At 55.5% G+C, this 24,468-nt stretch carries 18 protein-coding genes, 1 tRNA gene and 2 pseudogenes; 5 read left to right on the forward strand and 16 right to left on the reverse strand.

The window, feature by feature from the left end; translation table 11 throughout:
• Positions 1-374 precede the first annotated feature (374 nt).
• A pseudogene (locus tag DCH402_RS23000) lies at positions 375-795 on the forward strand (DDE-type integrase/transposase/recombinase); the annotation flags it as partial.
• Here the strand turns inward: DCH402_RS23000 and DCH402_RS21120 are convergent.
• The 5 genes and pseudogenes from DCH402_RS21120 to cuyB form a co-directional block, all read right to left on the reverse strand.
• A pseudogene (locus tag DCH402_RS21120) lies at positions 791-1,094 on the reverse strand (Arm DNA-binding domain-containing protein); the annotation flags it as partial. The pseudogenes DCH402_RS23000 and DCH402_RS21120 sit on opposite strands and share 5 nt — an antisense overlap.
• Positions 1,095-1,273: 179 nt before the next feature.
• A tRNA-Asn gene (locus DCH402_RS06975) sits at positions 1,274-1,349 on the reverse strand.
• 199 nt (positions 1,350-1,548) lie between these two features.
• Positions 1,549-4,659, reverse strand: coding sequence for a beta-galactosidase (locus tag DCH402_RS06980; protein WP_040000467.1), 3,111 nt, complete (start codon positions 4,657-4,659; stop codon positions 1,549-1,551).
• 180 nt (positions 4,660-4,839) lie between these two features.
• A complete protein-coding gene (locus tag DCH402_RS06985) occupies positions 4,840-5,913 on the reverse strand; it encodes a LacI family DNA-binding transcriptional regulator (protein WP_040000469.1) in 1,074 nt (357 codons plus the stop codon).
• Between the two features lie 87 nt (positions 5,914-6,000).
• Positions 6,001-6,717, reverse strand: coding sequence for a cysteate racemase (gene cuyB, locus DCH402_RS06990; protein WP_040003455.1), 717 nt, complete (start codon positions 6,715-6,717; stop codon positions 6,001-6,003).
• Between the two features lie 150 nt (positions 6,718-6,867).
• Here cuyB and hypT point away from each other — a divergent pair, with 150 nt between their 5' ends.
• Positions 6,868-7,761 (forward strand): hypochlorite stress DNA-binding transcriptional regulator HypT, encoded by an 894-nt coding sequence (hypT, locus tag DCH402_RS06995; RefSeq protein ID WP_040000470.1) that lies wholly within the window; start codon positions 6,868-6,870, stop codon positions 7,759-7,761.
• A gap of 50 nt (positions 7,762-7,811) precedes the next feature.
• Here the strand turns inward: hypT and DCH402_RS07000 are convergent, their stop codons facing one another.
• Positions 7,812-9,101 (reverse strand): dicarboxylate/amino acid:cation symporter, encoded by a 1,290-nt coding sequence (locus DCH402_RS07000; RefSeq protein ID WP_033577715.1) that lies wholly within the window; start codon positions 9,099-9,101, stop codon positions 7,812-7,814.
• Positions 9,102-10,023: 922 nt separating this feature from the next.
• On the opposite strand from DCH402_RS07000, the gene flhA reads away from it, so the two are divergent.
• The gene (flhA, locus tag DCH402_RS07005; protein ID WP_040000471.1) at positions 10,024-12,195 is read left to right on the forward strand and encodes a formate hydrogenlyase transcriptional activator FlhA; all 2,172 of its coding nucleotides are present in this window, start codon (positions 10,024-10,026) and stop codon (positions 12,193-12,195) included.
• Positions 12,196-12,276: 81 nt separating this feature from the next.
• On the opposite strand, the gene DCH402_RS07010 is transcribed toward flhA, so the two are convergent.
• The 4 genes from DCH402_RS07010 to DCH402_RS07025 form a co-directional block, all read right to left on the reverse strand.
• Positions 12,277-13,293: a ParA family protein gene (locus DCH402_RS07010; RefSeq protein ID WP_040000472.1), complete on the reverse strand. Its 1,017-nt coding sequence runs from the start codon at positions 13,291-13,293 to the stop codon at positions 12,277-12,279.
• Complete coding sequence (locus DCH402_RS07015) at positions 13,290-14,498, reverse strand: ATP-binding protein (protein ID WP_040000473.1); 1,209 nt, start codon at positions 14,496-14,498, stop codon at positions 13,290-13,292. The genes DCH402_RS07010 and DCH402_RS07015 overlap by 4 nt, the downstream gene beginning before the upstream one ends.
• A 269-nt stretch (positions 14,499-14,767) precedes the next feature.
• Positions 14,768-16,918 carry a formate dehydrogenase subunit alpha gene (fdhF, locus tag DCH402_RS07020; protein ID WP_040000474.1) on the reverse strand — a complete coding sequence of 717 codons (2,151 nt, stop codon included), beginning with the start codon at positions 16,916-16,918 and terminating at the stop codon, positions 14,768-14,770.
• A 34-nt stretch (positions 16,919-16,952) separates the two neighbouring features.
• A complete protein-coding gene (locus tag DCH402_RS07025; protein ID WP_040000475.1) occupies positions 16,953-17,495 on the reverse strand; it encodes a 4Fe-4S dicluster domain-containing protein in 543 nt (180 codons plus the stop codon).
• Positions 17,496-18,008: 513 nt separating this feature from the next.
• Between DCH402_RS07025 and dhiT the strand changes: the two genes are divergently transcribed.
• Positions 18,009-18,266: a type II toxin-antitoxin system toxin DhiT gene (gene dhiT / locus DCH402_RS07030; protein WP_040000476.1), complete on the forward strand. Its 258-nt coding sequence runs from the start codon at positions 18,009-18,011 to the stop codon at positions 18,264-18,266.
• 7 nt (positions 18,267-18,273) lie between these two features.
• Complete coding sequence (gene dhiA, locus DCH402_RS07035) at positions 18,274-18,762, forward strand: type II toxin-antitoxin system antitoxin DhiA (protein WP_040000477.1); 489 nt, start codon at positions 18,274-18,276, stop codon at positions 18,760-18,762.
• 85 nt (positions 18,763-18,847) lie between these two features.
• On the opposite strand, the gene hycI is transcribed toward dhiA, so the two are convergent.
• The 6 genes from hycI to DCH402_RS07065 are packed head-to-tail and all read right to left on the reverse strand — an operon-like array spanning position 18,848 to position 24,467.
• Positions 18,848-19,345, reverse strand: coding sequence for a hydrogenase maturation peptidase HycI (gene hycI / locus DCH402_RS07040; RefSeq protein ID WP_081642140.1), 498 nt, complete (start codon positions 19,343-19,345; stop codon positions 18,848-18,850).
• Positions 19,338-19,736, reverse strand: a complete 399-nt coding sequence (locus tag DCH402_RS07045; RefSeq protein ID WP_040000478.1) for a formate hydrogenlyase maturation HycH family protein — start codon at positions 19,734-19,736, stop codon at positions 19,338-19,340. Before DCH402_RS07045 ends, hycI begins: the two co-directional genes overlap by 8 nt.
• On the reverse strand, positions 19,733-20,524 hold the full coding sequence (locus DCH402_RS07050) for an NADH-quinone oxidoreductase subunit B family protein (RefSeq protein WP_040000479.1): 792 nt from the start codon (positions 20,522-20,524) through the stop codon (positions 19,733-19,735). The genes DCH402_RS07045 and DCH402_RS07050 overlap by 4 nt, the downstream gene beginning before the upstream one ends.
• The gene (gene hyfH / locus DCH402_RS07055; RefSeq protein ID WP_040000480.1) at positions 20,521-21,090 is read right to left on the reverse strand and encodes a hydrogenase 4 subunit H; all 570 of its coding nucleotides are present in this window, start codon (positions 21,088-21,090) and stop codon (positions 20,521-20,523) included. Before hyfH ends, DCH402_RS07050 begins: the two co-directional genes overlap by 4 nt.
• A gap of 10 nt (positions 21,091-21,100) precedes the next feature.
• Positions 21,101-22,828 (reverse strand): hydrogenase large subunit, encoded by a 1,728-nt coding sequence (locus DCH402_RS07060; protein ID WP_040000481.1) that lies wholly within the window; start codon positions 22,826-22,828, stop codon positions 21,101-21,103.
• Positions 22,821-24,467, reverse strand: coding sequence for a hydrogenase 4 subunit F (locus DCH402_RS07065; protein WP_040000482.1), 1,647 nt, complete (start codon positions 24,465-24,467; stop codon positions 22,821-22,823). Before DCH402_RS07065 ends, DCH402_RS07060 begins: the two co-directional genes overlap by 8 nt.
• Position 24,468 lies beyond the last annotated feature (1 nt).

Consider the following 24,468-nt stretch of genomic DNA (forward strand, 5'->3'; position numbering starts at 1 on the left):
CCAGGGGTGTCCCTTAACCTCCCAGCATACGAAAAAGTGTTGTATGAATGATTTCCGATATGTGATTTTTGGTTAAACACTGAGCGCTTTGGGGGCGCTTAAAAGCGCTCTTTGCACAGTGATAACAATGTTGATCTGTACAAAAAATAGTTACGGGACACACCCTAGAACGGTAGAAAAATCTTTTTCATGAGCGAATACGGCGAGACCGCGTTGGTGGTGCTCACCAAAATTGACGGCAGTATCCTCTCCGGGAAATCCATAAACATAAAGTTACTCACCTTCAACCGGCTCATGGCTGCTGGCGATCATGTCCCTGCGACACACCCAGCATTATTTGGCACAAGATCCCAAATACGACTGACTGCCGCATCAACGGGTTAAGCCCGGAAGAAGAGCAGCAGATACTGGCCGTGTGCCATCAGCCAACCTATGCCAGCCTTCCCCCGTCACAAATCGTCCCGACGCTGGCCGATAACGGGATTTATCTGGCGAGCGAGTCAACCTTTTATCGGGTGCTGCGACGGCATGGCGAAGTGTACCGGCGGGGACTGCAACGGGGGCGGCCCGGAAAGTCACTCCAGCCAGGAGCTCTGGCAGGCCGGCGTGCCGAATCAGGTGTGGACGTGGGATATTACATGGCTGCCGTCGACCGTGAAGGGACGCTGGTTTTACCTGTATCTGGTGGAAGACCTGTACAGCTGAAAAATCGTGGGATATGAAGTGCATGAAACAGAAAGTGGCGAGCAGGCATCAGCCCTGATACAACGCACGGTACGTTGGGAGGGATGCTGGCAATATTGTTACGCTTTTCCTGAACAGCTTTGTTGTCCGTCTGCTTTTTGGCGCTGGGGTCAATGCCTGCTGCTAACAGCTTTTTCGCTTTATCCCGGCGTTGTCTGGCATCCGCCAGTGAAACAGCCGGGTAAACGCCAATGGAAAACACCTTCTGTTTCCCTTTCAAAGCGATAACCCAACTGCCAGTATTTGGAACCGTTGGGATGTACCAGCAGGTAGAGACCGAACCCGTCAGTGAGCTTCACCACTTTTTCGGATGGTTTGGCATTTTTTACTTTAGTATCAGTAAGTGGCATGACGGTTCCCTCCGATTGCTGGTAAATACGAAATCGAACCCGCTTTACCCGTATTTTTACCAGCAAAAGGGTATGGCTTCGAGTGGTTTTGAATGGATGAGGGTGAACCTGAAAAAGGGGATAACCAATTGATAAAAAGCAAAAAACCAGACGTCAGTAGACATCTGGTTTCTTTAAATTGGCTCCTCTGACTGGACTCGAACCAGTGACATACGGATTAACAGTCCGCCGTTCTACCGACTGAACTACAGAGGAATCGTTGGAACGGGGCGCATGATAACGGGGTCTGTTGTGCATGTCAAAGGTGTAAACCACATTTTTGATGCGTTTGGCGAGGGAATGCGCAATGTGTTGTTTTTTTCGCAGGATTGCCGTGATTGCGCGGCGTTTGCATGGAGTTGCGGTGGAAAAATAGCGGACTGGCAACAAGATGATGCAGCCAGTCCGCAGGGGATTATCGTAACTGCAGTTGCAATTGGTAACGGTAGTGAGGGGCGGTTAGCTGGAAGTCCGGCGCAACGCTGGGGCTCCAGGAATCGTCACCGCCGATGCCCATGTGGAAGCCGTCCAGATTGAGCCAGGTGCCCGGTTCCGGCTGCAATAGATGGTGATGAGTGCAATCCATCAGTTGCTGTCGGCTGTAGCGGCCGATACCGAAATGGAAATCGCCCTCGATAAGCCAGTCGCCGTAGCGCAGCTCCCGGGTGTGACAGCGCAAGCCGTTTTCCGATGGAAAAATGTATGGCGTGTGCATCGCTTCCAGCGGTTGTTGCCAGCGACCGTGCAGCGCGGCAAGGCGTCGGTCAGGATAGTTTTCGTGCGGGCCCAGCCCCAGCCAGCTTACCTGTGGGGTGACCGCCGCCAGTTGCACACTGAGGCCGACGCGCGCCAGTGAAGGCAGGTGACGCGCGACGTCCACTTCCACGCTTACCGTCAGCACGCCTTGCGCGTCAATGCGCCACTGTTTACGGCTGATGAACAGCACCTGTTGCTGATAATGACCGATGTGTTCGGTGGTGATCAGCACGCCGTCGCTGAGGGTATCGGCATGAATATGCCGACAGTCGGTGTCGTACCGATACAGCCCGGCCAGTTTCCAGCGTTCTACCCAGGCATTCGGGTCAATACGGTCGACTTCACTGATGCCGATGTCGTTATCCAGTGGCGTGCGCGCCAGGTTGTCCTGTAGCGGGCTGAGTAACTGCGCTTGCCCATCGCGCCACCACTGGGTCAGCAACCCGTTATGGCGATTGAACGCCCAGCGCTGCTGGCCGTGGATAACCTCGAACTGGTCGTCATTCTGGTTCAGCGTCGGGCGTTCGCCATCGTCACGGCGTGGAGTTGGGCGTGCCAGCGGCATCGGTAATTGCCATTGATCCCAGGCGCAGCGGTGACCGGCAGGCGACCAGTCGGTCGCGTTCGGCTGAATCACCTCTACCGTCAACCACATGTCGGCGTGGTGTTGCGGCGCAGGCAACTGCTCAAGCAGAGTGAGGGTCTGGCAACCCTGAGGGGCAATATCGAGCGGTACACGGCCTGATGCCAGTTGTACATCATCCTGCATAATGCGCCAGTGCAGTTCCTCATTATCGCTACGCCGGAACAGGTATTCGCTGGTGATGGTCAGCGTCAGCGGGGCATTCTCATGGTGGTTGAACTGGAAAAACTGCTGGGCGCGCTGAGCTTCGTACAATGCCGGGTGCGGCGTGCGATCGGGGAACACCAGACCGTTGAGGCAGAACTGACGATCGTTGGGTTTATCACCGAAGTCGCCGCCGTAGGCCCAGTGCGTTTTGCCATCCTGCTCACGTATCAGCGCCTGATCCACCCAGTCCCAGACGAAACCGCCTTGCAGGCGCGGATATTGACGGAATGCCTGCCAGTAACGGTCAAACCCGCCGAAACTGTTACCCATAGCGTGTGCATATTCGCACAGAATCAGCGGGCGATGTTCTCCCGGTAGCCCAATCCACTTTTTGATTGACCACTTCGGCACCGCCGGGAACGGTTGGTCCTGATCAACACGGGCATACATCGGGCACAAAATATCGGTGGCGGGCGTGTTGGCGCCACCGCCTTCGTACTGCACCGGTCGGGTGGGATCCTGCTGTTTTACCCACTGGTAGAGCGCGCTGTGGGTAGGGCCGTAGCCAGACTCATTGCCCAGCGACCAGATAATAATGCAGGGGTGGTTGCGATCCCGCTGCACCATGCGGGTGACGCGTTCGGCATAAGCCGGTAGCCAGCGCGGGTCGTCCGACAGGCGGCTCATCGGCTGCATACCGTGGGTTTCGATGTTGGCCTCGTCCACTACGTACAGACCGTAGCGGTCACACAGCCGATACCACAACGGATGGTTGGGATAGTGGGAGCAGCGCACCGCGTTGAAGTTATGCTGCTTCATCAGCAGAATGTCCTGCCGCATGGTCGCTTCATCAATCGCCTGACCGTACTGCGGATGGTGTTCATGGCGGTTAGTGCCGCGAATCAGCAGCGGTTGACCGTTGAGCAACAACAAGCCGTTACGGATGGCGACCTCGCGGAAACCGACGTCATAGGCTTCCGCTTCCACCAGCGTGCCGTCGCACTCCAGCGCCACGACTGCGCGATACAGGTTGGGCTCTTCCGCACTCCATAAAGCGGGCTGCGACACCTCCAGTTGCAGGCTCACCCTGTCGTGATAAGCGCCGCGTTCATCAATAGCCGGCGTGCCGAAGGGGGCGCGCTGTTCCCCCACCAGTTGCTCGCCGCGCCACAATTGCACCGCCAGTTGCCACGCCTGAGCCTGATCTTCCGGCAGGTTGGCCAGCGCGGTGACGCACAGCGTACCTTGGGTATAGCTGTGTCGTAGCGGGGTGGTGAGTTGTACATCACGCAGATGTACCGCTGGTTTGTGCAGCAGGTAGACGTCGCGGTAAATACCGCTCATACGCCACATGTCCTGATCTTCCAGATAGGTGCCGTCAGACCAGCGCAGCACCATCACCGCCAGCCGGTTTTCTCCCGGTTGCAGGCAGGACGTCAGATCGAACTCTGCCGGTAGCCGGCTGTCCTGGGAATAGCCGACCCATTGCCCGTTGCACCACAGATGGAAGGCGGAGTTAACGCCGTCAAACACAATACGAGTCTGGCCCTGAGCCAGCCAGTCACCGTTGACTGAGAATGTGAGCGAGTAACAACCGGTGGGATTGTCTTGCGGTACGAACGGTGGATTGACCGGTATCGGGTATTTGATATTGGTGTAAATAGGCGCATCGTATCCCGCCAACTGCCAGTTGGACGGCACAGCGAGCGGGTTCGCATCGGCCAGATCCTGTGTCAGCCACTGTTCCGGTACGGCCTCCGGACGTGAGAAATAGCTGAAGGTCCATTCACCATTCAGCATCTGGCGTCGATCGGAAGGCTGGTCGTCGCGTGCGGCGTTGAGGTCGCGCCAACTGGAAAACGGCGGATGCGCGTCCAGCCGGCGGATATGGGGACAAGCCGGGTTTTCCCAATCGCGTCTGGCCAGAATATCCGCCAGCGAGAGGCCGGATAGCGGAGCGTAAGCGGAAGCAGTAGACATAAAGCAGGCTTTCCTTTATTGGCTGAAAGAGTGAGTGGCTGAGCTGTCTGGCAAGCGGGTAAACAAAAATTGTTATCCGCTCACAATTTGCTGTCAGGATCGCGGCTTGCCGGATGGGAGTAAAGCGCAGAGACGCCGGAAAGTGGTGTCGATCACAAAACCGGCGTCAGGAGGAAGGGGTTAGCGTTGTAACTGCCTTGCCAGTGTAATCAGTTGTTGCGCGACATCCTGCGGCGACAACGTGGAAGGCTGCCAGGCGGCGGTAGTCTGGCGAGGGATCAACGTCGTTTTCAGTCGCAGCGGGGTGGGGGTGTGCGGGTGTTGCAGGCAGTCCAGCAGCCGGTTGACGCTTTCCCGCCCCAGTTGCCTGAAATCCTGACGAATCGTGGTCAATGGCGGCTGGAAATAAGCACTGTCGCGGGTATCGTCGAAACCGATCACCGAGATTTGTTCCGGTACGCGCAACCCATATTCATGGATTGCCCGCAGGACGCCGAGCGCCATTTGATCATTGGCGACGGCAATGGCGGTAGGACGAACCGAGTTCGCCAGCAGCAGGTGTGCCTGCTGATAACCCGAGCTGGCGCTCCAGTCACCTTCGGCAATTGCGCAGGGCATCAGCAAATGCGCTGCCAGCGCTTGCTGCCAGCCTTCGTAACGTAACCGTGCGGAAACGGAATTTTGTGGGCCTGTCAGCAGGGCGATCCGCCGGTGCCCCAACTCGACCAGATGGTCGATCGCCAGCTTTGTGCCTTGTTGCGGGTCAAAGAGCACGCTCGGTAAGTCGGCGGTGGGGGGCGTGTCAAGAAACAGCACCGGCGTGGCGGCGCATAACTGGTGGATATGTTCTGCCTCCTCCTGTTCCAGCGGCACGTTGATAAGCACGCCGTCGACCCGTTGCGATAGCAGCTCATTCACCGCGCGCTGGATGTCATTACCATCTGCCGCGCGCAGCATCGAGATCACCACGTTGAACCCCAGTTCGCTGGCGGTGGTTTTTATCGCGGCGGCAATCTGGGATGGCGCATGTAGCGACAGGTCGATAGTCGCCAGCCCGATGGTGGTGGCGCTACGGCGCGCCAGTTGCTGGGCGACCCGGTTGGGGATGTAGTGAAGTGCGGCCATCGCCTGCTCCACCTTTTCCCGGGTGCGGGCAGAGACATGAGGCGCCTGATTCAGCACCCGTGAGACGGTTTGGTAAGACACACCGGCGTAAGCCGCCACGTCATTGAGCGTTACTGGTTTCGCTTTCATGATGCTCTGTTAATCAGCCCCTGCATTGTCACCAGGCGTTATCATAACAAATGCCGATGAGGCCACACTGCGGTCAACAGAGAAAAATTATGCGGCGACCGGCGGGTGCGTCACCTGCTGGTAATACCAGGCGATGGTTTTTTTGATCAACGCATCGGTGGCATCCAGATAGATGTCAGGGGTCGCGCTCACTTCTGTCTCCAGAATTAGTGGGAGTTCGGTGCAACCCAGAATCATTTTTTCTACCCCTTGCTGACGCAGCGAGGCGACGACGGGCAATAATAATGCCCGCGACTGCGCGACATCGCCCGCCTTGTAAGCGTAGATGCTGTTCATCACCGCGTCCTGCTGCTCGTTGGTCGGCAACGTGCAGCGCACCTGCTGATCGGCCAGCGCGTGCTGGTAGATATCGCTGCGCACGGTAGCGGTGGTGGCCAGAATGGCAACGTGACGAACGCGTTGTTCAGCCACCTGCTGGCAGGCTGCCTCAATAATACTGATCATGTCCACCTGAGTGTGCTGTTTCAAATCCTCGAACCAATAGTGTGCGGTATTACAAGGGATGATGATGCAGGTAGCGCCGGCGTTCTCCAGAATTCTCATGTACTCAATCATCTTTTTCAGCGGCGACGGGCTGTGATTGAGAATGCACTGGGTGCGATCGGGAATATCCGGAATAGACACGGCGATCACCGGAATGTGTTCCTGATCCTTGCGCGCCGGAGTCTGCCGGATAAGTTTTTGCATGGCATCGACGGTAGCGCCGGGGCCCATGCCGCCAAGAATTCCGATTACAGGGTTCACGTTTTCCGCCTCGCTGCGAAGAGTCTGGAGTGGAAAAATCATCGCATAGCGCCCGAAAATGTGAATTGCGAAATTCCCATCGTCTATGTATGTTTTGCATAACCTTGTAGGTGTTATGCGTGAAATGCTTTTTATCAGCGGTGGTCGGTGATGCTTAATAACATTGAAACCAAGTGGTTATATGATTTTATCGCTCTGGAGGCGTTTCGCAGTTTCACACTGGCGGCCGAGACGCGTAACATTTCCCAGTCGTCGTTCAGCCGGCGTATCCGGGCGCTGGAAGAAGCGGTAGGGTTCGACCTGTTTGACCGAGGCGCGCAACCGCTGCAATTGACCGAACAGGGCAAAATTTTCCACGCCCACATCCGCAATACCCTCGACGATCTGGAGTACCAGATTCACAAACTGCACGGCGGCAGCCACTACAAAAACAAGATTAGCATTGCGGCGGCGCATTCGTTGTCGGTGTTCGTGATGCCGGAACTGCTGAAAAACGTGCCGGACTTGCAGGAGAAAATCTTCTATGTCGAGTCGATTGATGTCGATGATGCGGTACTTAACCTGAAGGAGGGGCGCAGCGATTTTATTTTCTCGTTTTATAACGAGGAACTGATGTCGGAGCCGTTTCGCCATACCCGTATCATGGATTCCACGTTATACCCGGTTTGCGCCTGCGATGCGGCCGGCAAACCGCATTTTGATGTGCGGGCCGCCACATTGCCGCTGCTCAACTACACCGACACCAGTTATATGGGCCGTCAGGTCAATCGTTATCTCTCCACGCTACCGCCCGAACGTTTTACCGTCAGTTTTGTCTCCTCAATGAGTGACTTGCTCAGGCGTATGGTGAAGCAGGGGCTGGGCATTGCCTGGCTGCCCGATTATTCCATCCGTGATGAGCTGGCGCACAACCAACTGGTGGTGCTGAAACTGGATAACGCCGTGATGAAGATGCCGGTGTATTTGTATCGGCTGGATGCCCGGCTGAACGTGGCGTCGGAGTCATTCTGGCGAGCGATGACGGCACGTCGTCCGGCGCCATAAAAAACAGCGGCCGGAGCCGCTGTAGGAGGATTAGCTGAATTCCGTGCGGATCAGGCGTCTTGTCTGGCTTGTTGCAGCACCACGTCCGCTTCGGCCTCTTCCTCATCGTCGGTGATGTCTTTTTCCAGACGGGCCACCACAGCGGTAGAGATACTGTTGCCGATAACGTTGGTCGCGGTACGGCCCATGTCCAGGAACTGGTCGATGCCGAGAATCAGCAGAATGCCGGCTTCCGGCAGGCTGAACATCGGCAGCGTCGCGGCGACGACGACGACGGAAGCACGCGCCACGCCCGCCATCCCTTTACTGGTGATCATCAGCGTCAGTAGGATCAGGATCTGCTGAGTGAAGCTCAGGTCAATGTTGTACGCCTGGGCGATGAACAGAATGGCGAACGACTGGTACATCATGGAGCCATCCAGGTTGAAGGAGTAACCCAGCGGTAGCACGAAGCTGGTGATCTTTTTCGGTACGCCGAAACGGGTCAGCGCATCCATGGTTTTTGGGTACGCCGATTCGCTGCTGGCGGTGGCGAAAGCCAGCATGGTGGGTTCGCGAATCAGTCGCGCCAGCACCAGGATGGAGCGGCCGAGGAAGGCGTAACCCACCAGGAACAACACCGCCCACAGCAGCGCCAGGCCAAGATAAAACTCGCCGATCAGCTTGCCGAAGTCGTAGATCAGCCCCAGACCCTGCGTGGTAATGGCGGAAGCAATCGCCGCGAAGACGGCGATCGGCGCCAGCGCCATTACGTAGTCGGTCACGCGGAACATCACTTTGGCCAGTTCTTCGATGGTCGACAGAATGAAATTGGCCTGCTTGTTGTGGTGTTTGACGTAAGCCAGCGCAGATCCGAAGAACAGCGAGAACACCAGAATCTGCAGGATTTCGTTGTTAGCCATCGCTTCCACAATACTTTTCGGGAAGATATGACTGATGAAGTTTTTCAGCGTGAAACCATCGGTATTCAGACCGGTGGTGACGTGGTTGACCGGCGCGACCAGATTCATGCCGACGCCCGGCTGGAAGAAGTTCGCCAGCATCATGCCGATCAACAACGACAGGAAAGAGGCGGTAATAAACCAGGTCATGGCTTTCAGGCCGACGCGGCCTACGGCAGAAGAGTTCCCCATGCTCGCCAGGCCGGAAACCAGGGTGGCGAACACCAGCGGCGCGATGATCATTTTGATCAGACGCAGGAAAATGTCGGTCACCATATTAAAGTAAGACGCCACTTCTTTGGCACGGGCGCCGTCCAGATAGGTATGGCATGCCCAGCCAATCAGAATACCGAGCACGATCGCCAGCATTATCTGTATTAATAACTTCTGCCTTTGCATAGAAACCTCATGTTGATGAATGTATTCAGACAACACCAGTGTTATTGCAGCGTAGCGGTCAAAGATGTCATGAGACATACGCAGGCCGATACCCTGATTTGTTTGTGGGGTGTTGTGTCTGCCGCGCGGGATATTACAACGAATTGGGATTTTTTCCCTTTTTTTCTGCGAATAAAATGAAATGCATCACTTTATGGGGGGTAAAACACCTTATTTTTGTACTGAAAATAGGTTGGTTGCCGATAAAGTGTCGCCAGCGTGCTGATAATAAATTATTTATTATCAATGTATTGAGTATTTTGTTGCGATGGCTGTCGGCGCTTTTTGTATCAATCATAACTTTTTCTTATATCTTGGTTCGAGTCAGCAATATATTCAATAATCGTCGCTAATTTATTTCTATGTCCCGATGGTCTTATTATTCGTTGATGACCCACGTGATTAATAAACAGTAATTACCCTTCTTTTTCATAAAAATATAATATGGCTCGATAACACGAGGTTATACCAGTATCCGAATAAAAACGGCAGTAAATTTAATCACCTGCTGCTATTGCGCGAAAATGGAAAATAAATGTTATTTTTGCTTTTTGTGTGTAATTAGAATGTTTCATTTGGGTTTAATGTGATGGTATTTTAAGCAGCGAGAAGATAAGAGCGAAAATGAAGAACACGAATGCGGCATAACGGCATGATGACTTTATCTGTGCGGAATTTGTACGGAATATCCCGTAAATTATAAACAATCCTTATTATTGTTCTTCCGGCTAGCGGCAACCGCTCATCAGATAACCGGTTGTCGGGTATTTGCCCGCGTTAGCACGATTCAGATCAAGCTATTGGTGAGGTGACGTGTCATTTCGTCGGTGAAGATCTTACACTATTTCCCCACACTATCTATGGAGATTGGATTACGGTGGTTATGGCGACACGACTGACAGACTCTCCGTCCCGGCTGTCTATTCTCTGGCAGGATGCCTTGCTGAAAATTTCTCAGTCGCTGCTGCAACAGCGTACGATCCCCGACCTGTTGCAGGCGCTGGACAGCGTGTCATTCTCCGTGGTGCGGTTCGGCCGGGTTAATGTGATCCTGCTTGATCCGTTACATAACCAGATGCATTTTTTCCGCCACGATCGTGATTCCGGGCATACGCAATGCAGCGAAGAGGCGGTTCTGCTGGCCAATGGTCCCGGCGGTATCGTGTGGAGTACCCAAACGTTGCTGCACTGCGACCGGACGCATTTTCAACGCGATTTCCCCCACCTGATCGACCTGCCGGCGTATATCGGATTAAGCGACTATTGTCAGTTGCCGTTGCATGGTACTCATCGCGTGCTGGGCGGAGTGGAGTTCCTCAAAACCGACGGCAGCCGTTTTACCGACAGCGAGCTGGATTTCTTTCAAACGCTGGCCGGTGTGGTGGCGCTGGTGGTGGAAAACATTCGCGAGCGCGAACACGTGTTGCAAGAAGAAGAGCGCTTGCGTCATGAGCGCGATCACCTGCGTATTCTGGTGGATGTCACCAATACCGTGATTTCCAAACTGGAACTGAAGGCGCTGGCGCTGGAAGTGTCGCGCGAGATCCACCGTTTCTTCGGCATTGATTTTATCGCGCTGGTATTAAAAGACGCAGATGCGCAAGCGCGTTCGCTGAAATACCTTGCCACCGTTTACCCGCCGGCAGGCGCGCCGAAAACGGTACAAGGCGAGGTGGAGCGAGCGCAAACGCTGGCTGACGGCGTGATGGCGCAACAGCAGCCGCAACTGGTTCAGGTGGCGGAACGCCTGAATCCAGGCGAACCGCGTCCGCTTTGTCAGTGGTTTGACCGTGAATTGTCCCATGTCTGTCTGCTGCCGTTGTCATTTGGTAACCGGGCGTTGGGGGTGCTGGAACTGGCGCACCGTTCAGCGCTGGTGGTCAGCGAGGCGGACCTGCGGTTGCTGCGACAGATTGCCGCGCGCATCGCCATTGCACTGGATAACGCGCTGGCGTATGAGCAGATTACCCGGCTGAAAGATTCGTTGATCCATGAAAACTTCTACCTGACCGAACAGCTGACCGAGCATATCCATCAGCGCAGCGGTGATGAGTTTGGTGAAATTATCGGCCGTAGCGCAGCGATTCAACAGGTGCTGGAGCAGGTGGCGATGGTGGCCGCCAGCGACAGTACCGTGCTGATTCTCGGCGAAACCGGCACCGGTAAAGAACTGATTGCCCGCGCCATCCACAGCCTGAGCCAGCGAAAATCCCAGCGCATGATAAAAATGAATTGCGCCGCCATTCCCTCCGGCCTGCTGGAAAGCGACCTGTTCGGGCATGAAAAGGGCGCGTTTACCGGCGCCACCAGCCAGCGTCAGGGGCGGTTTGAACTGGCGGATAACAGCACGCTGTTTCTGGATGAGGTCGGGGATATCCCGCTGGAATTGCAGCCTAAGTTGCTGCGGGTGTTGCAGGAACGGGAGATCGAGCGGCTGGGCGGCAGCAAAGTTATCCCGGTGGATGTCCGGTTGATCGCCGCCACCAACCGTGACCTGAAACAGATGGTGGCGGACCGCGAATACCGTAGTGATCTCTATTACCGTCTTAACGTCTTTCCCATCGTCATTCCGCCATTGCGCGAACGGCCGGAAGATATCCCGCTGCTGGTGAAGTTCTTTACCCGCAAGATTGCCCGCCGTATGAATCGCACCATCGACAGCATTCCATCCGAGATGTTGCGTCAGTTGAGCCGGTTGCCGTGGCCCGGCAACGTGCGGGAACTGGAAAATGTGGTGGAACGGGCGGTGATCCTGACGCGCGGCACCACGCTTAATCTGCAGATAGATGAACTACAACATCACCTGTCGCCGCTGGATGTGCCCAAACCGTCGTACCGTGATATTGCACCACCGGTGGAAACCAAAAGGCCGGATCCGCTGGCCGCAGACGATGAATCGGAGCGTGAGCGCATTATTCGGGTGTTGCGGGAAACCAATGGGATCGTCGCCGGCCCCAAAGGTGCGGCTGCCCGACTTGGCCTCAAGCGCACCACGTTACTATCGCGTATGCAACGTATGGGCATTTCCGCCCGGGAAATAGAAGGGATTTCCTGATAAGACTCAGATAAGCATCCGTGAGCAGCTCGGAGATTGAGGACGCTTGGTTTATATCGTTTCATTTATAGCCATTGGCTTTTATAAGCTCATACCGATCTGAGCTGCAATCTTGATGGCTAACTGTCGAAAGTCTTTTTTGGCATCGCTAACGGCATTGGCATGACTGCCGATAGCACCGTCGGCTGACGTCAGATTGAATATCGGTTTACGGTATTCCTGCGCCATGGGGATGAGGCTACGGTAATGCTTAATTGTGGCCAGGCAATAGGGGTCGGATTCTTGTTTCATGTTCTGAACCGGACTTTCATTGAGAACGGCCTCACGATACACAGAAGGGATACGTTGTACCCACTTGTCATAAGCTTTTACAGGGCGATCCAAACGTACTCCGTGTTGTTGACACAGATAGCCGATAGGGAGCATCTTGCCTGTCGGTAACTTGAAGTTAGGATGATTCTGAGATTCGGGGCTATCTTGCCAATTATCCAGACGCTTGCGCCAAAGATTCTTCCAGCCTCTTAGCGTCGGCCCTAGGTTGCTCAGGCCCTGAAGCGAAAAGAGATCTGCCCCGAGCGGAATCGCCACATAATCGGTAGCCAGTAGTACGGATCGATTTATCGCTCCCAGATTGGGGCCGATATCAACCAGTATAATGTCAGCTTGCACTTTTTCGGCGGCCATCTGCATGACTTGCCAAAATGCGGTCAGTATTCGCATTGGACGATATAAATTGTTATCGGCCATGCTATTTGGCCATTCAGATGACAGCAAATCCTCAAAACCAGATAGCGCCACATCTCCAGGCAAAAGATAAAGGTCGGTAGCAATGTTTTGTAGGTGTGGTTGAGTGATATCACCGACACCGGTTAACGGCTTGATGCACTGATAAATAGTGGAACTGGAGCTTGGAGTATTCCAGATGGCTTCAATACGATTTTCATCCAGAAAGGCCGCCGTTAGGTTGGCTTGAGGATCCAGGTCCGCTATTACGACTCTTTTTCTCAGATGAGCAAACATCCAGGCCAGATGATAAATCAAAGAGGTTTTGCCGACGCCACCTTTGTTATTGAAAAATGTCAGAACTGGGATGCTCATGGTTTACCTCGCAAAATACAGACCACTGCTGTCTGGTTTGTCTCAAATTCCAGAGGTGGATTACCATTCCTATCCATCTCCCGTCTGGCGGTAGCGATACCGCGACCAAAAGCCTGTATAAAGCCAAATGTCTTTAACACATCGGCAATATTAGGATTACGGTAGTCTGTCACACCGGGTTGACCAAAGTTTTCTGGAGTGACATTACCATAGGGACCACCAGGGCTATTGATTTCAATACGATCATTAAACCAATACACACGAATAGGCGCATTAGTGCTCTCGTAAGTTCTGTGTAGAACAGCGTTGTAGAGAATCTGTTGCAGCGCAGCTTGTGGGTAGGGTGATGAAATCAGATGGGTTGCGTGTGAGGTAATGTCCACTGCTGAGCGGTTGTGCGCTTTTAGCTTTTCTTCTGCTCGGCGGAGCATGTCGACAATGCTGCCATTGATTTCTTCTTCATCAATAACTGGGTCAGCAAGTTCTGTGCCGTCTATCCTCAAAAACTGAATATAGGCACCAGGCAGAAAATCTTGCGGGCTTTTTCCTAGTGCAAGCAAACCGAGGACTGTTGGCGTTGTATCTTCAGGAGATACAATCATACGACACGACGCCAGACGCTCTTCATAACTTCGCCCATTTTCTTCCAGAACATCGTCGGCAAATGCTTGTGGCAAATATTCACTTTCAAAAATCATTCGAGATAAATCACTTAGCCTTGCAGTGGGGAGCGGATAAATATCAAAGGGTAAATTTTTATAACGGCGTTTCTCGTTTAGCACACGCTCTTCTTGGGCATTGGCAATTGAACGCCGGGGGCCAGTGCGTATCCAGATGCGGCCTTCATACTTTACTGGTGGCATGTCGGAAGGAATGACGGTTACTACTGCGATATCCTTGCCTTTGAGCGTTCGCTTTTCAACCGTTAAAACAGGTAAAGGTAGGATGTTTCCATCTGTTTTCATATCCGCCAAAGACAACAGTAGTTGATCAGTGATTTCCAGATTGCTGGGGTCACCATTATCTTTCGCGCCGATGAACAATACTCCAGGCTGGTTATACCCTGGCAAATCGTTAGCAAAAGCGCAGACTGCCTGACGTGCTTTCTTAGGAACATCGCCCTTAAATGTTTCTTTACGTTCAGCACGATCTGACTCTGTATCATTCAACAGAGCCAGTAATTCATCATTGGTCAGTCTTGGCATGGTCGTACTCCTGCAGCTCAAACAGCATTGCCTGATAGTTGTCATCTGATCGGGGATGCAGACCAGATAGGGTATCCATTTACTAACAGAACTTAGTCGTGCTGATCATAGCATTTGTGGGCCGTCTTCAAAATCCAACTCTATGCGCATAAATGCGGACTGAGAGTTGTACAGATTGATTGGAAGGGTTTCCTGACGAGGCAATGGATAAGGCTGTGGAATTAATGAGAAAGAACCTCTCCTCCCCGGCAGGAGAGGAGAGGTAGGCGTTAACCCGCCACTTCCGCTTCTTTACGCAGACGGGCCTTCAGCGCGCTGTATTCCTGTCTGACATAGTTTTCCGCCCAGTTCTGATCGGCGATCGGCTCCAGTTTTACCGCACAGTGCTTGTATTCCGGCGTTTTGGCGATCGGGTCCACTTCGTCAAGCGTCAGCTCGTTGCAGGCGCCAATCCACCACTGGTAGGTCATATAAACCGCACCTTTATTGATGCGTTCGCTGACCATCGCCCGGCTGATCACCTTGCCGCGGCGCGATGCCACCCAGGTGAGCTGCTGGTCGCGGATACCGAGCGCGGCGGCGTCTTCCGGGTTCATCTGCACGTAGCCCGGTTCGTCCGCCAGCGTTTGAAGTGCGGTACAGTTGCCGGTCATGGAGCGGCAGGAGTAGTGGCCCACTTCACGCACCGTGGAGAGCACCAGCGGGTAGTCGGCGTCGGTCAGTTCCATCGGCGGATGCCATTCCGTCGCAAACAGCAACCCTTTACCGTTCGGGCGGTCGAACTTGTTACCGGCGTACAACCACGGTGTTCCGGGGCTGTCTTCGGTCAGACACGGCCACGGTATATAACCCAGACCGGCCATTTTCTCGTAGGTGGCACCGTAGTAAAGCGGGCACAGGTTGCGCAACTCATCCCAGATTTCCTGGGTGTTGTTGTAATGCATCGGGTAGCCCATGGCGGTTGCCATCAGGCTGATGATTTCCCAGTCCGGCTTCACATTGCCTTTCGGTTCCACGGCCTTGTAGAAGCGTTGGAAACCACGGTCGGCGGCGGAATATACCCCTTCATGCTCGCCCCACGAAGTCGCGGGGAAGATAACATCCGCTACGGCGGCGGTCTTGGTCATGAAGATGTCTTGAACTATCAACAATTCCAGTTGGTTGAAGGTTTCACGCACCACCGACAAGTCCGGCTCGGTTTGCAGCGGGTCTTCCCCCATCAGGTAATTAGCCCTGATCTTGCCTTCTTTGATCATGTGCGGAACATCGGTCAGCGAGTAGCCGATGCGGTCAGACAGCGATGGCACGCCCCAGGCTTTGGCGAATTTCTCGCGCACATCTGCATCGGTGACTTTCTGGTAACCGGGGAACTGGTTCGGCAGCGCGCCCATATCGCAGGCACCCTGTACGTTGTTCTGCCCACGCACCGGGCCGACGCCGACGTTCGGGCGGCCGAGGTTGCCGGTCAGCAGCGCCAGGCCGGACAGGCCTTTCACCACGTCGACCCCTTGCGTCCACTGGGTGACGCCCATGCCCCACAAAATGGTGGCGGACGGCGCAGCGGCATACATACGAATCGCATCGCGGATCAACTGCGGGTCGAGCCCGGTGATGTCCGCGACGTATTCCGGGGTGTATTTCGCGACGATGGCGCGGTATTCATCGAACCCTTCGGTGTGCTGCGCCACAAAGTTCGTGTCATACAGCCCTTCGTTGAGCAGCACATTGGCGAACGCGTTGACCAGCGCCATGTTGGAGCCGTTCTTCAGCGGCAGCCACAGGTCGGCAATGCGGGCGGTTTCGATATGACGCGGGTCGCAAACGATGATTTTAGCGCCGCGCTCTTTGGCTTTGATGATGCGACGCGCCACGATCGGGTGGGAGTCGGCGGCATTGTAACCAAACACCAGAATGCAGTCGGTTTTTTCGATTTCACAAATCGAGTTACTCATCGCCCCGTTGCCCAGCGTAACCTGCAAGCCGGAAACGGAGGGGCCGTGGCAGACGCGGGCGCAACAGTCGATGTTGTTGGTGCCGGTGACCGCACGGGCGAATTTTTGCATCACGTAGTTGGTTTCGTTACCCGGGCCACGAGAGGAACCGGTGTGCATGATGGCGTCCGCGCCGTACTTCTCTTTGATGGCTTTCAGGCGGGAACTGGCGAAATCGATGGCCTCCTCCCAGGAGACCACTTCGAACGGCGCACCTTTCTGGCGGCGGATCATCGGCTGTTTCAGTCGCGGGGTTAACAGCTTGGTATCGTTGAGAAAATCCCAGCCATAATAGCCTTTTAAACACAGTTCGCCTTCGTTGGTCAGGCCGTTGGCGCCTTCTGCGCCCACCACTTTGCCATTTTCCACCAACAGGTTAATTTTGCAGCCTGACCCACAATATGGGCAGACGGTAATCACTTTCTGCATGACATTGCTCTCCTTCATTGTACCGACGGCACGCTCAGAATTTCATTTCCGCGGCTTCATCAAGTGCTGCGCGCCGCTGTTTACGTAGGATCATCTCCTGAATGTCGTCCCGGCTTATCAGGCGCAGGGCTTTGGTAGGACAGACTTCGACACAGGCCGGACCGTTGGCGCGTCCTTCGCACAGGTCGCACTTGTGCGCTTCCGCCTTAATACAGTTGCCCAACGTCTGATAATGGCTGATACGCGCCACCGGTTTACTGATCACCGTCATGGCGCCGTACGGACAAGCCACCACGCAGGTTTTGCAACCGATACATTTCTCTTGCTGCACCCGGATATGATCGCCGGCATGAACGATAGCCCCGTTGGGGCACACATTGGCGCAGGGCGCATCTTCACAGTGACGGCACTGAATCGTGGTGCTGACATTCAGCCCCTTCACCACTTTGAGTCGCGGCGTGAAATGTTCCGTAGACAGCGATGACGGGTTGCCATCACTGTGGGCCAGCACACAGGCGACTTCGCAGGTGCGGCAGCCAATGCATTTCCTGGGGTCTGCTAAAACGAACCGGTTCATGACAGGGTCTCCTTCCGCGGCTCTGATGGAATAAAGGTTATGTCGACGGTATAGCCGCCGACACATCGGCATAGACGAAGCAGGGTTTGTGCCAGAATGAATGCTTATATCTTAATTTGCTGATTTTTAATTGTTTTAAGGTGAGAGCAAGGGGCGTGAACACCCGCGTCATGCTGGTGACGAGTGTCAATTGACAGGAGTTCGGCAGATTTGACGACATCTGTCTGATGCGGCGTCGTCCGTGGCGACAGGCGGATAAAAAACAAATCTGTTGCGAAGTGCGTTCCATCTCTGAAAACAGACTATCGAGGTGATAAAGCCAGACCTTTATTGTTGCCTCAGGATGGTGGTTGCAGGGTGATGGCGCTTTACCCGCACATTTCAGCGGCGCGCAATAGTTTTTTATTTTTCAGTGAAATCAACATGGAGCCTTTTTACAGGCAAGAAGACGGGAATTGAACGATTGTATCCCTTGGGATACGGTGTTAATCTGCCCATTGACAAGGAGTGCCAATGCCTGAGATTGCCAGACTGGCAGGGCTAATTTTCCATTTGTACTTTTACGATGATGAACGGCACCATTTGCCGCACGTGCATGTTTGTTATGGTCATCATGAACTTATCATCAGTATTCGTACCGGAATCGAGATCGAAGGATATCTGCCGAATAACAAGCGCAAGCTGGCGCTTGCGCATATCCGGGCCCACCGCCAACAGCTGTTGAGCATGTGGGAACGGGCGGTAGTGGGGAGAAATCCGGGAAAACTGTGAGGCATTTATGCATAAAATTGTGGAAGTTGACGTCATTGGCGATTTTTCGTTGCGCCTGACCTATGACGATGGTCTGGTTTGCGACATCAATCTTTATCAATATGCGCCCAGCCCGGTGTTTTCGAACGCCAGCCTGTTTATCAAGTTTGGTCTGCTGCCGGACGGCTCGCTGGAATGGCTGCCTGATATCAAGATTTCCGCATCGGAATTGCGGAAAAAAGGGGAGTCTGTCAGCCACACGCTGGCGGTGAGAGAACAGAATTTTGCCGATATCATCTCCCGCGCTTTCTATGATGCCGTGATTGAAAACCGGCCGGAAATTCTGCAGGCGGCGCTGAAAATCGCAGTGGAAAAACATGGTAATAGCACCGTAGCCAAAGAGGCGGGGGCGAAAAGCCGTACCAGCCTGTATAAGTCACTGAATAAAAATACTCATGTCAGCCTGGCAACGGTAGTGAGTCTGGCGCACACCGTATTACAACTGGAAGAGAAATAGGCGAGAGAGAAGAGCAAAGGCGAAACGGATGTCTGCCCTTCTCACGAGAAGAGCAGATCATACGGGTTAATACCCCACCGGGGTATCACGCCAGCACCTCAAAACCGCCATTTCCTTCCCAGCCGTCAAGGCGTTGGTAAAGCTGTTCTACCGCGAGCGTGACTTCCTGGCTAATCGGGAAATAAAACGCCACCAGTGCAGGCTGAATGCCGACGAAAATCACGTCGGGAATGTCTTCCTTCAGGCTATCGATCAGATAATTGAGCGGCAGACTGTGGGTATTCATCAGCATGTCTTCGGCAATGCGATTCGGTTCGACGATGCGGATTTCACCCGGTGCCAGCCCCATATCGGTGGCATCCACCACCAGCAGGCGGCGGGGTTTCAGTTCCCGCAGTGTGTGTGCGGCATTTTCAGGAATCGCGCCGCCGTCAATCGCCGACCAGCCGGCCACCGGGTGCTGGCTCATCCGTTCCGCCAACAGCGGGCCGGCGCCGTCGTCACCCATCAGGGTGTTGCCGACGGCCAGCACGATATTTTCGATATACAGCGGTGCTTCGTTATGCAATAGAGGTTCAGTCATCGATACGTTTCACCATCAGATAAATAGCCGGTTCTCGTTGCATCGCGGCGAGATAGTCCATCAGCGTCGCGGTCCATTCCGGGTGACTGTCGTGTTGAGCCAGCGCGTCGAATGCACCGCCCAGCAGGGCGGTGTGCGTGTGGTCGATGGTGATTTCGCCAAAGCGTAACAGGCCCAGCATTTTGCGGCGGGCTTCGTCATCGCTCAACTGACCGACCCAGCCTTCGTAATCCGCCAGCGGGCATTGCAATACCTGCTTCAGGCAGTCGATCACGCCGACGTGATGACCGATCGCCAGCGAGTAGTACATCACCTGTTGCGCCTGTTCCGGTATTTTGTCGCGGCTGTCGAGAAATTTGCGGTTCAGGGCATAGAAACGCACACTGCTCATGACAGGATCTCCCCGCTCAGCATGGCATGATAAATGCGCAGCAACCGGGCGACGATTTCGTTCAGCCTCGGGTCGTTGTGCTGATCGAGCCAGCCGGTAACGCGCTGCTCAAACCCATCCAGCGGCTGGTTTTCCAGCAGCCCAAGGAAACGATCGCTGATTTCACGGCCCTGACGATACCCTGCCATCAGGCGGGCTTCCCGTTCTACCTGCACGCGTAAATCCAGCGGCAGCGCCGGATGAATCAGCGCGGCTTTCTCGTTGTCACCCTGTTGATGATCGCTGCCGTGCAGTTTTTGTTCCAACAGCCCCAGTGCGACCGCGAAACCGTAAATCGTGGCCGCCGGCGTGGGCGGGCAGCCGGGGATATAGACATCGATCGGCACAATTTTGTCGCTGCCGCCCCATACGCAGTACAGGTCGTGGAAGATGCCGCCGCCGCAACCGCAGGCACCGTAAGAGATACAGATTTTCGGGTCCGGCGCGGACTCATAGGCGCGTAACGCCGGCGTGCGCATGGCGCGGGTAACCGCACCGGTAAACAGCAGAATATCGGCGTGGCGCGGCGACGCCACCACCTTGATGCCGAAACGTTCGGCGTCGAACAGCGGCGTAATGGCGGAGAAGATCTCGATCTCGCAGCCGTTGCAACCGCCGCAATCTACGCGATAAACGTAAGCGGAGCGCTGGATATCTTTCAGCAGCGTTTTTTTCAACTGCTGTGCTTGTTCGTCCAGCGTAATCGGGGTGGTCTGGTAATGGTCGACCCCATTGGGCAGCATACTCATTGTGCATTCCCCTGGTGAGTGGACGGGGCGGACAGGTGCTGACTTATCTGCACGTTGCCCTGATGGTTCATGTTCTGTTTGCGTTTGCAGTCCGGGCAGGTTTCGAACTGATGGCGGCGTGCCTCCACCTCGTTTTCCGGCACGCCGGCGTGTGCCAGCAGCGCCATGGCGTACTCCACCTCTTTTTGCGGGGCGAACGGTTGTTGGCAGACGTGGCAGTTCAGCAGTTGGAAAGTCGCGCGCTGATACAGGTCGGCTTTGTTGGCAACCGCCATTTCAAACTCTTGCGACAGCACGATGGCGCGAGTCGGGCACACTTCTTCGCAGCGGCCGCAGAAAATGCAACGGCCGAGGAACAGCTGCCAGGTGCGGGTGCCATGGTCCAGGTCGTTGGCCATGGTCAGGGCATTCGCCGGGCAGGCCATGGTACAGGCGGCGCAACCGATGCACTGCTCCGGGTCGTATTCCGGCTTGCCGCGAAATCCGGCAGGCACCGCCAGCGGCGCGAACGGGTATTTCACCGTACTGTTGCCCGCCTTGAGGATGGTTTTAAACAGTTTAATCATGGGGCCTCCCTCATTTCAGCGGCGAACGGGTGCGTTCCAGCCCGTAGCGTTCGATCTCTTTATACGGCACGGTGGTGATTTTCTTTTTACGGACATCCACCAGCGTGACGCGGTCGGTACAGGAGTAGCAGGGATCAAGGCTGCCGATGATCAGTGGTGCGTCCGATATGGTGTTGCCGCGCAGCATAAAGCGCAGCACCGGCCAGTTGGCGTAGGTGGCGGCGCGACAGCGCCAGCGGAACAACTTCTGGTTGTCGCCGGTCATGCTCCAGTGGATATCTTCGCCGCGCGGCGCTTCGGTAAAGCCCAGCGCAAACTTGTGCGGCTGATAGTGGATGTGCTCGTTGAGGATCGGCCCTTCCGGCATGTTGTCCAGCCCGAATTCAATCATCGCCAGCGAGGTGAACACTTCGCGCACCCGTACCAGTACGCGGGAGTAAACGTCGCCGCCGTCGAGGTGATGCAGCTCCATCGGCAGGTCCAGATAGCCGGAGAACGGGTGGTCGACGCGCACGTCGCGCTGGAAGCCGCTGGCGCGAATCATCGGGCCGACCGGGCTGTAGTCGCGAGCTACCTGGCGGTCCAGTATGCCGATGCCTTGAGTCCGTTGCATCATGTTGGCGGTGCCCAGCAACATGTCGGTCAACTGCGTGACCTCTTCGCGCATCTCACGAATCAGTTTGATGGTTTTCAGCCGATCCTCTTTGAGAATGTCGCGACGAATACCGCCGATCAGGTTCAGCCCGTAGGTTTTGCGCGCGCCGGTGAGGATTTCCGCCATCTGCATCGATTTTTCACGCACCCGGAAGAACTGCATAAAGCCGGTGTCGAAACCGACGAAGTGGCTGGACAGCCCGATGTTCAGCAGGTGGCTGTGCAGGCGTTCCACCTCCAGCAGAATGCTGCGGATAGTGTGGGCGCGGGCCGGCACCACCACGCCCAACGCGTTCTCGATGGATGAGGTATAAGCCACGCTGTGGGTAAAACCGCAGATGCCGCATACCCGGTCGGACAGGAACGTCACTTCGTTGTAGCCCATGCGGGTTTCCGCCAGCTTTTCCATGCCGCGATGGACATAAAACAAGCGGTAATCGGCGTCGATAATTTGCTCGCCGTCGACGAACAAGCGGAAGTGCCCCGGTTCGTCGGAAGTAATGTGCATCGGGCCGATCGGCACGACGCGGGTATCGCCGGTGGCTTCATTAATGAAGGTGTAGGATTCGTCATCGCGGGTCGGGGCCGGGCGTTGACGGTAATCCATGGCATCCTTACGCAACGGGTAGAGTTCGTCCGGCCAGTCGTCCGGCAGCACCAGCCGCCGCTCATCCGGCAAGCCGACCGGGATCAGCCCGTACATATCACGCACTTCGCGCTCGCCCCAGACTGCCGCAGGTACGCGCGGCGTGACTGACGGAAACTCCGGCACCGTCGGGTTAACCAGCGCCTTGACGACGACCCAGCACTTCTCGCCCTGTTCCATCGACAGCACGTAATAGACGGCGAAATGGCCGTTGAGGGTGCGTTCGTCGTTGCCGAACAGTACGGACAGCCAGCCGCCGTGCTGGTAGTAAAGGTATTCGACGACTTCCGGCAACTGATTCAGTTTGACGGTGAGGGTCAACTGATTGGCGGTTTGCCGTTCTTCTTCCAGAATCGCCGTCGGGAATTGCTGTCTGACATGGGCGACGTAATTAGCACCTAAATTTTCAGCGCTGGTCGCGGTGGATGAATTAATCACGGTACATCTCCTGACGGGAAGGGGTTAACGATGAAGCAGGTGCGGCATTCGCTGGGGGAGTTTCCAGCGCGGTCGTGCGTGCGCTTAGCGACGGCCAGCCCAGGCTCGGCTGGGCCGACTCACCGGTCGGCTTGCCGTTCAACATATTGCCGTTCAACACAATGGCGGTAGCGCGCTCGAGCAAATGGGTGACCGGCTGCGGGATGTGGGTGCCCATCACCAGCATTAATACCAACAGAATCAGCATCGGCGCGGTGGTGAGCCAACCCAGCTCGCCTTTGCTGACCGCTTCCGGCTGGCTGCCCAGCACGCTGGTGGCGATCATGCGGATCAGCCCGGCCAGCACCACGGTCAACAGCACCAGTAACACCAGCACCAGTGGCAACTGACCGGCGTGGATACCGGCGGTGACGGTCATGAATTCACTCAGGAACACGTTGAACGGCGGCATACCGCCAAGCGCCAGCGCGCCGCCGGCCAGCAGCGCGCCCGTCACCGGCGCAACGCGCAGGATGCCTTTCACTGCGTCCATATCACGGGTGCCGTATTTCAGCAGCACATTACCGGAACCGCAGAACAGCAGGGTTTTCGCCAGGCTGTGGTTCAGGGTATGCAGCAGCGCCGCCAGAATGCCGAGCGGGCCGCCGATGCCGAGCGCTACGGCGATCAGCCCCATGTTTTCCACGCTGGAATACGCCAGCAGGCGTTTCATGTCGCGCTGAACCAGAATCAGGAATGCGGCGACGGCTACTGACAACAGGCCGAACACCAGCAGCAGCCGTTGCGGAAATTCCGGGCCGATGGCGGCGGTGATCAGGATGGTATAACGCACGATCACCAGCAGCGCGCAATTGAGCAGCACCGCAGAGAGCAGGGCGCTGGTCGGGCTGGGCGCTTCACTGTGGGCGTCCGGCAACCAGGCGTGCATCGGGAACAGGCCGGTTTTGGTGCCGAAGCCGATCAAGATAAAGATGAACGCCAGATGCATCAGCGTGCTGTCCAGCTCGCCGGCGTGTTGCAGCACCTCGGTCCAGAAGATGGCATTACCCGGTTCCGCCATCACGTTGGCGGCGTTGGCGTACACCAATACCGTGCCGTACAGGCCGAATGCAACGCCGACGGTACAAATGATGATGTATTTCCATGCCGCTTCCAGCGACGAGCGCTGGCCGTACAGCCCCACCAGAAAAGCCGAGCTTAGCGTGGTGGCTTCGATTGCCGCCCACATCAGGATCAGGTTGTTGCTGGTGATCACCAACAACATGGTGAACAGGAACAGGTGGAAGAAGCCGTAGTAGTGGCACAGCGTGGTGACGCTGACTTCGCCGCTGTCGACTTCATGACGCATATACCCTATGGAGTAGAGGCCGGTGAGGAAACCGATCACCCCGAGAATCGCCAGAAACAGCGCGCTCAGGCTGTCGAGGTGCAGCCAGCGGTTGGCGGCCAGCAACTCACCTTGCTGGTAGACGGTCCAGACTGCCAGCAACGCCGCCAGCAGCAGGGCGCTGATACCTGCCAGATGAATTAGGCTCACCAGTGCGCGTGCCGCCGCGCCGGTAAAGCGGCAGGCGAACGCCAGCAGGGCGACGACAAACGGCACACCCAGCAGCAGGGAAAAAAGATCCAAAGTCGTCATG

It is taken from the genome of Dickeya chrysanthemi NCPPB 402 (assembly GCF_000406105.1).
Taxonomy (GTDB): Bacteria; Pseudomonadota; Gammaproteobacteria; order Enterobacterales; family Enterobacteriaceae; genus Dickeya; species Dickeya chrysanthemi.

What these genes read in the sequence shown, in the direction of transcription:
- DCH402_RS06980 (WP_040000467.1), bottom strand. Translation starts at nt 4,659, where the DNA reads ATGTCTACTGCTTCCGCTTACGCTCCGCTATCCGGCCTCTCGCTGGCG.
- DCH402_RS06985 (WP_040000469.1), bottom strand. Translation starts at nt 5,913, where the DNA reads ATGAAAGCGAAACCAGTAACGCTCAATGACGTGGCGGCTTACGCCGGT.
- hypT (WP_040000470.1), top strand. Translation starts at nt 6,868, where the DNA reads ATGCTTAATAACATTGAAACCAAGTGGTTATATGATTTTATCGCTCTG.
- DCH402_RS07000 (WP_033577715.1), bottom strand. Translation starts at nt 9,101, where the DNA reads ATGCAAAGGCAGAAGTTATTAATACAGATAATGCTGGCGATCGTGCTC.
- flhA (WP_040000471.1), top strand. Translation starts at nt 10,024, where the DNA reads ATGGCGACACGACTGACAGACTCTCCGTCCCGGCTGTCTATTCTCTGG.
- DCH402_RS07010 (WP_040000472.1), bottom strand. Translation starts at nt 13,293, where the DNA reads ATGAGCATCCCAGTTCTGACATTTTTCAATAACAAAGGTGGCGTCGGC.
- DCH402_RS07015 (WP_040000473.1), bottom strand. Translation starts at nt 14,498, where the DNA reads ATGCCAAGACTGACCAATGATGAATTACTGGCTCTGTTGAATGATACA.
- fdhF (WP_040000474.1), bottom strand. Translation starts at nt 16,918, where the DNA reads ATGCAGAAAGTGATTACCGTCTGCCCATATTGTGGGTCAGGCTGCAAA.
- DCH402_RS07025 (WP_040000475.1), bottom strand. Translation starts at nt 17,495, where the DNA reads ATGAACCGGTTCGTTTTAGCAGACCCCAGGAAATGCATTGGCTGCCGC.
- dhiT (WP_040000476.1), top strand. Translation starts at nt 18,009, where the DNA reads ATGCCTGAGATTGCCAGACTGGCAGGGCTAATTTTCCATTTGTACTTT.
- dhiA (WP_040000477.1), top strand. Translation starts at nt 18,274, where the DNA reads ATGCATAAAATTGTGGAAGTTGACGTCATTGGCGATTTTTCGTTGCGC.
- hycI (WP_081642140.1), bottom strand. Translation starts at nt 19,345, where the DNA reads ATGACTGAACCTCTATTGCATAACGAAGCACCGCTGTATATCGAAAAT.
- DCH402_RS07045 (WP_040000478.1), bottom strand. Translation starts at nt 19,736, where the DNA reads ATGAGCAGTGTGCGTTTCTATGCCCTGAACCGCAAATTTCTCGACAGC.
- DCH402_RS07050 (WP_040000479.1), bottom strand. Translation starts at nt 20,524, where the DNA reads ATGAGTATGCTGCCCAATGGGGTCGACCATTACCAGACCACCCCGATT.
- hyfH (WP_040000480.1), bottom strand. Translation starts at nt 21,090, where the DNA reads ATGATTAAACTGTTTAAAACCATCCTCAAGGCGGGCAACAGTACGGTG.
- DCH402_RS07065 (WP_040000482.1), bottom strand. Translation starts at nt 24,467, where the DNA reads ATGACGACTTTGGATCTTTTTTCCCTGCTGCTGGGTGTGCCGTTTGTC.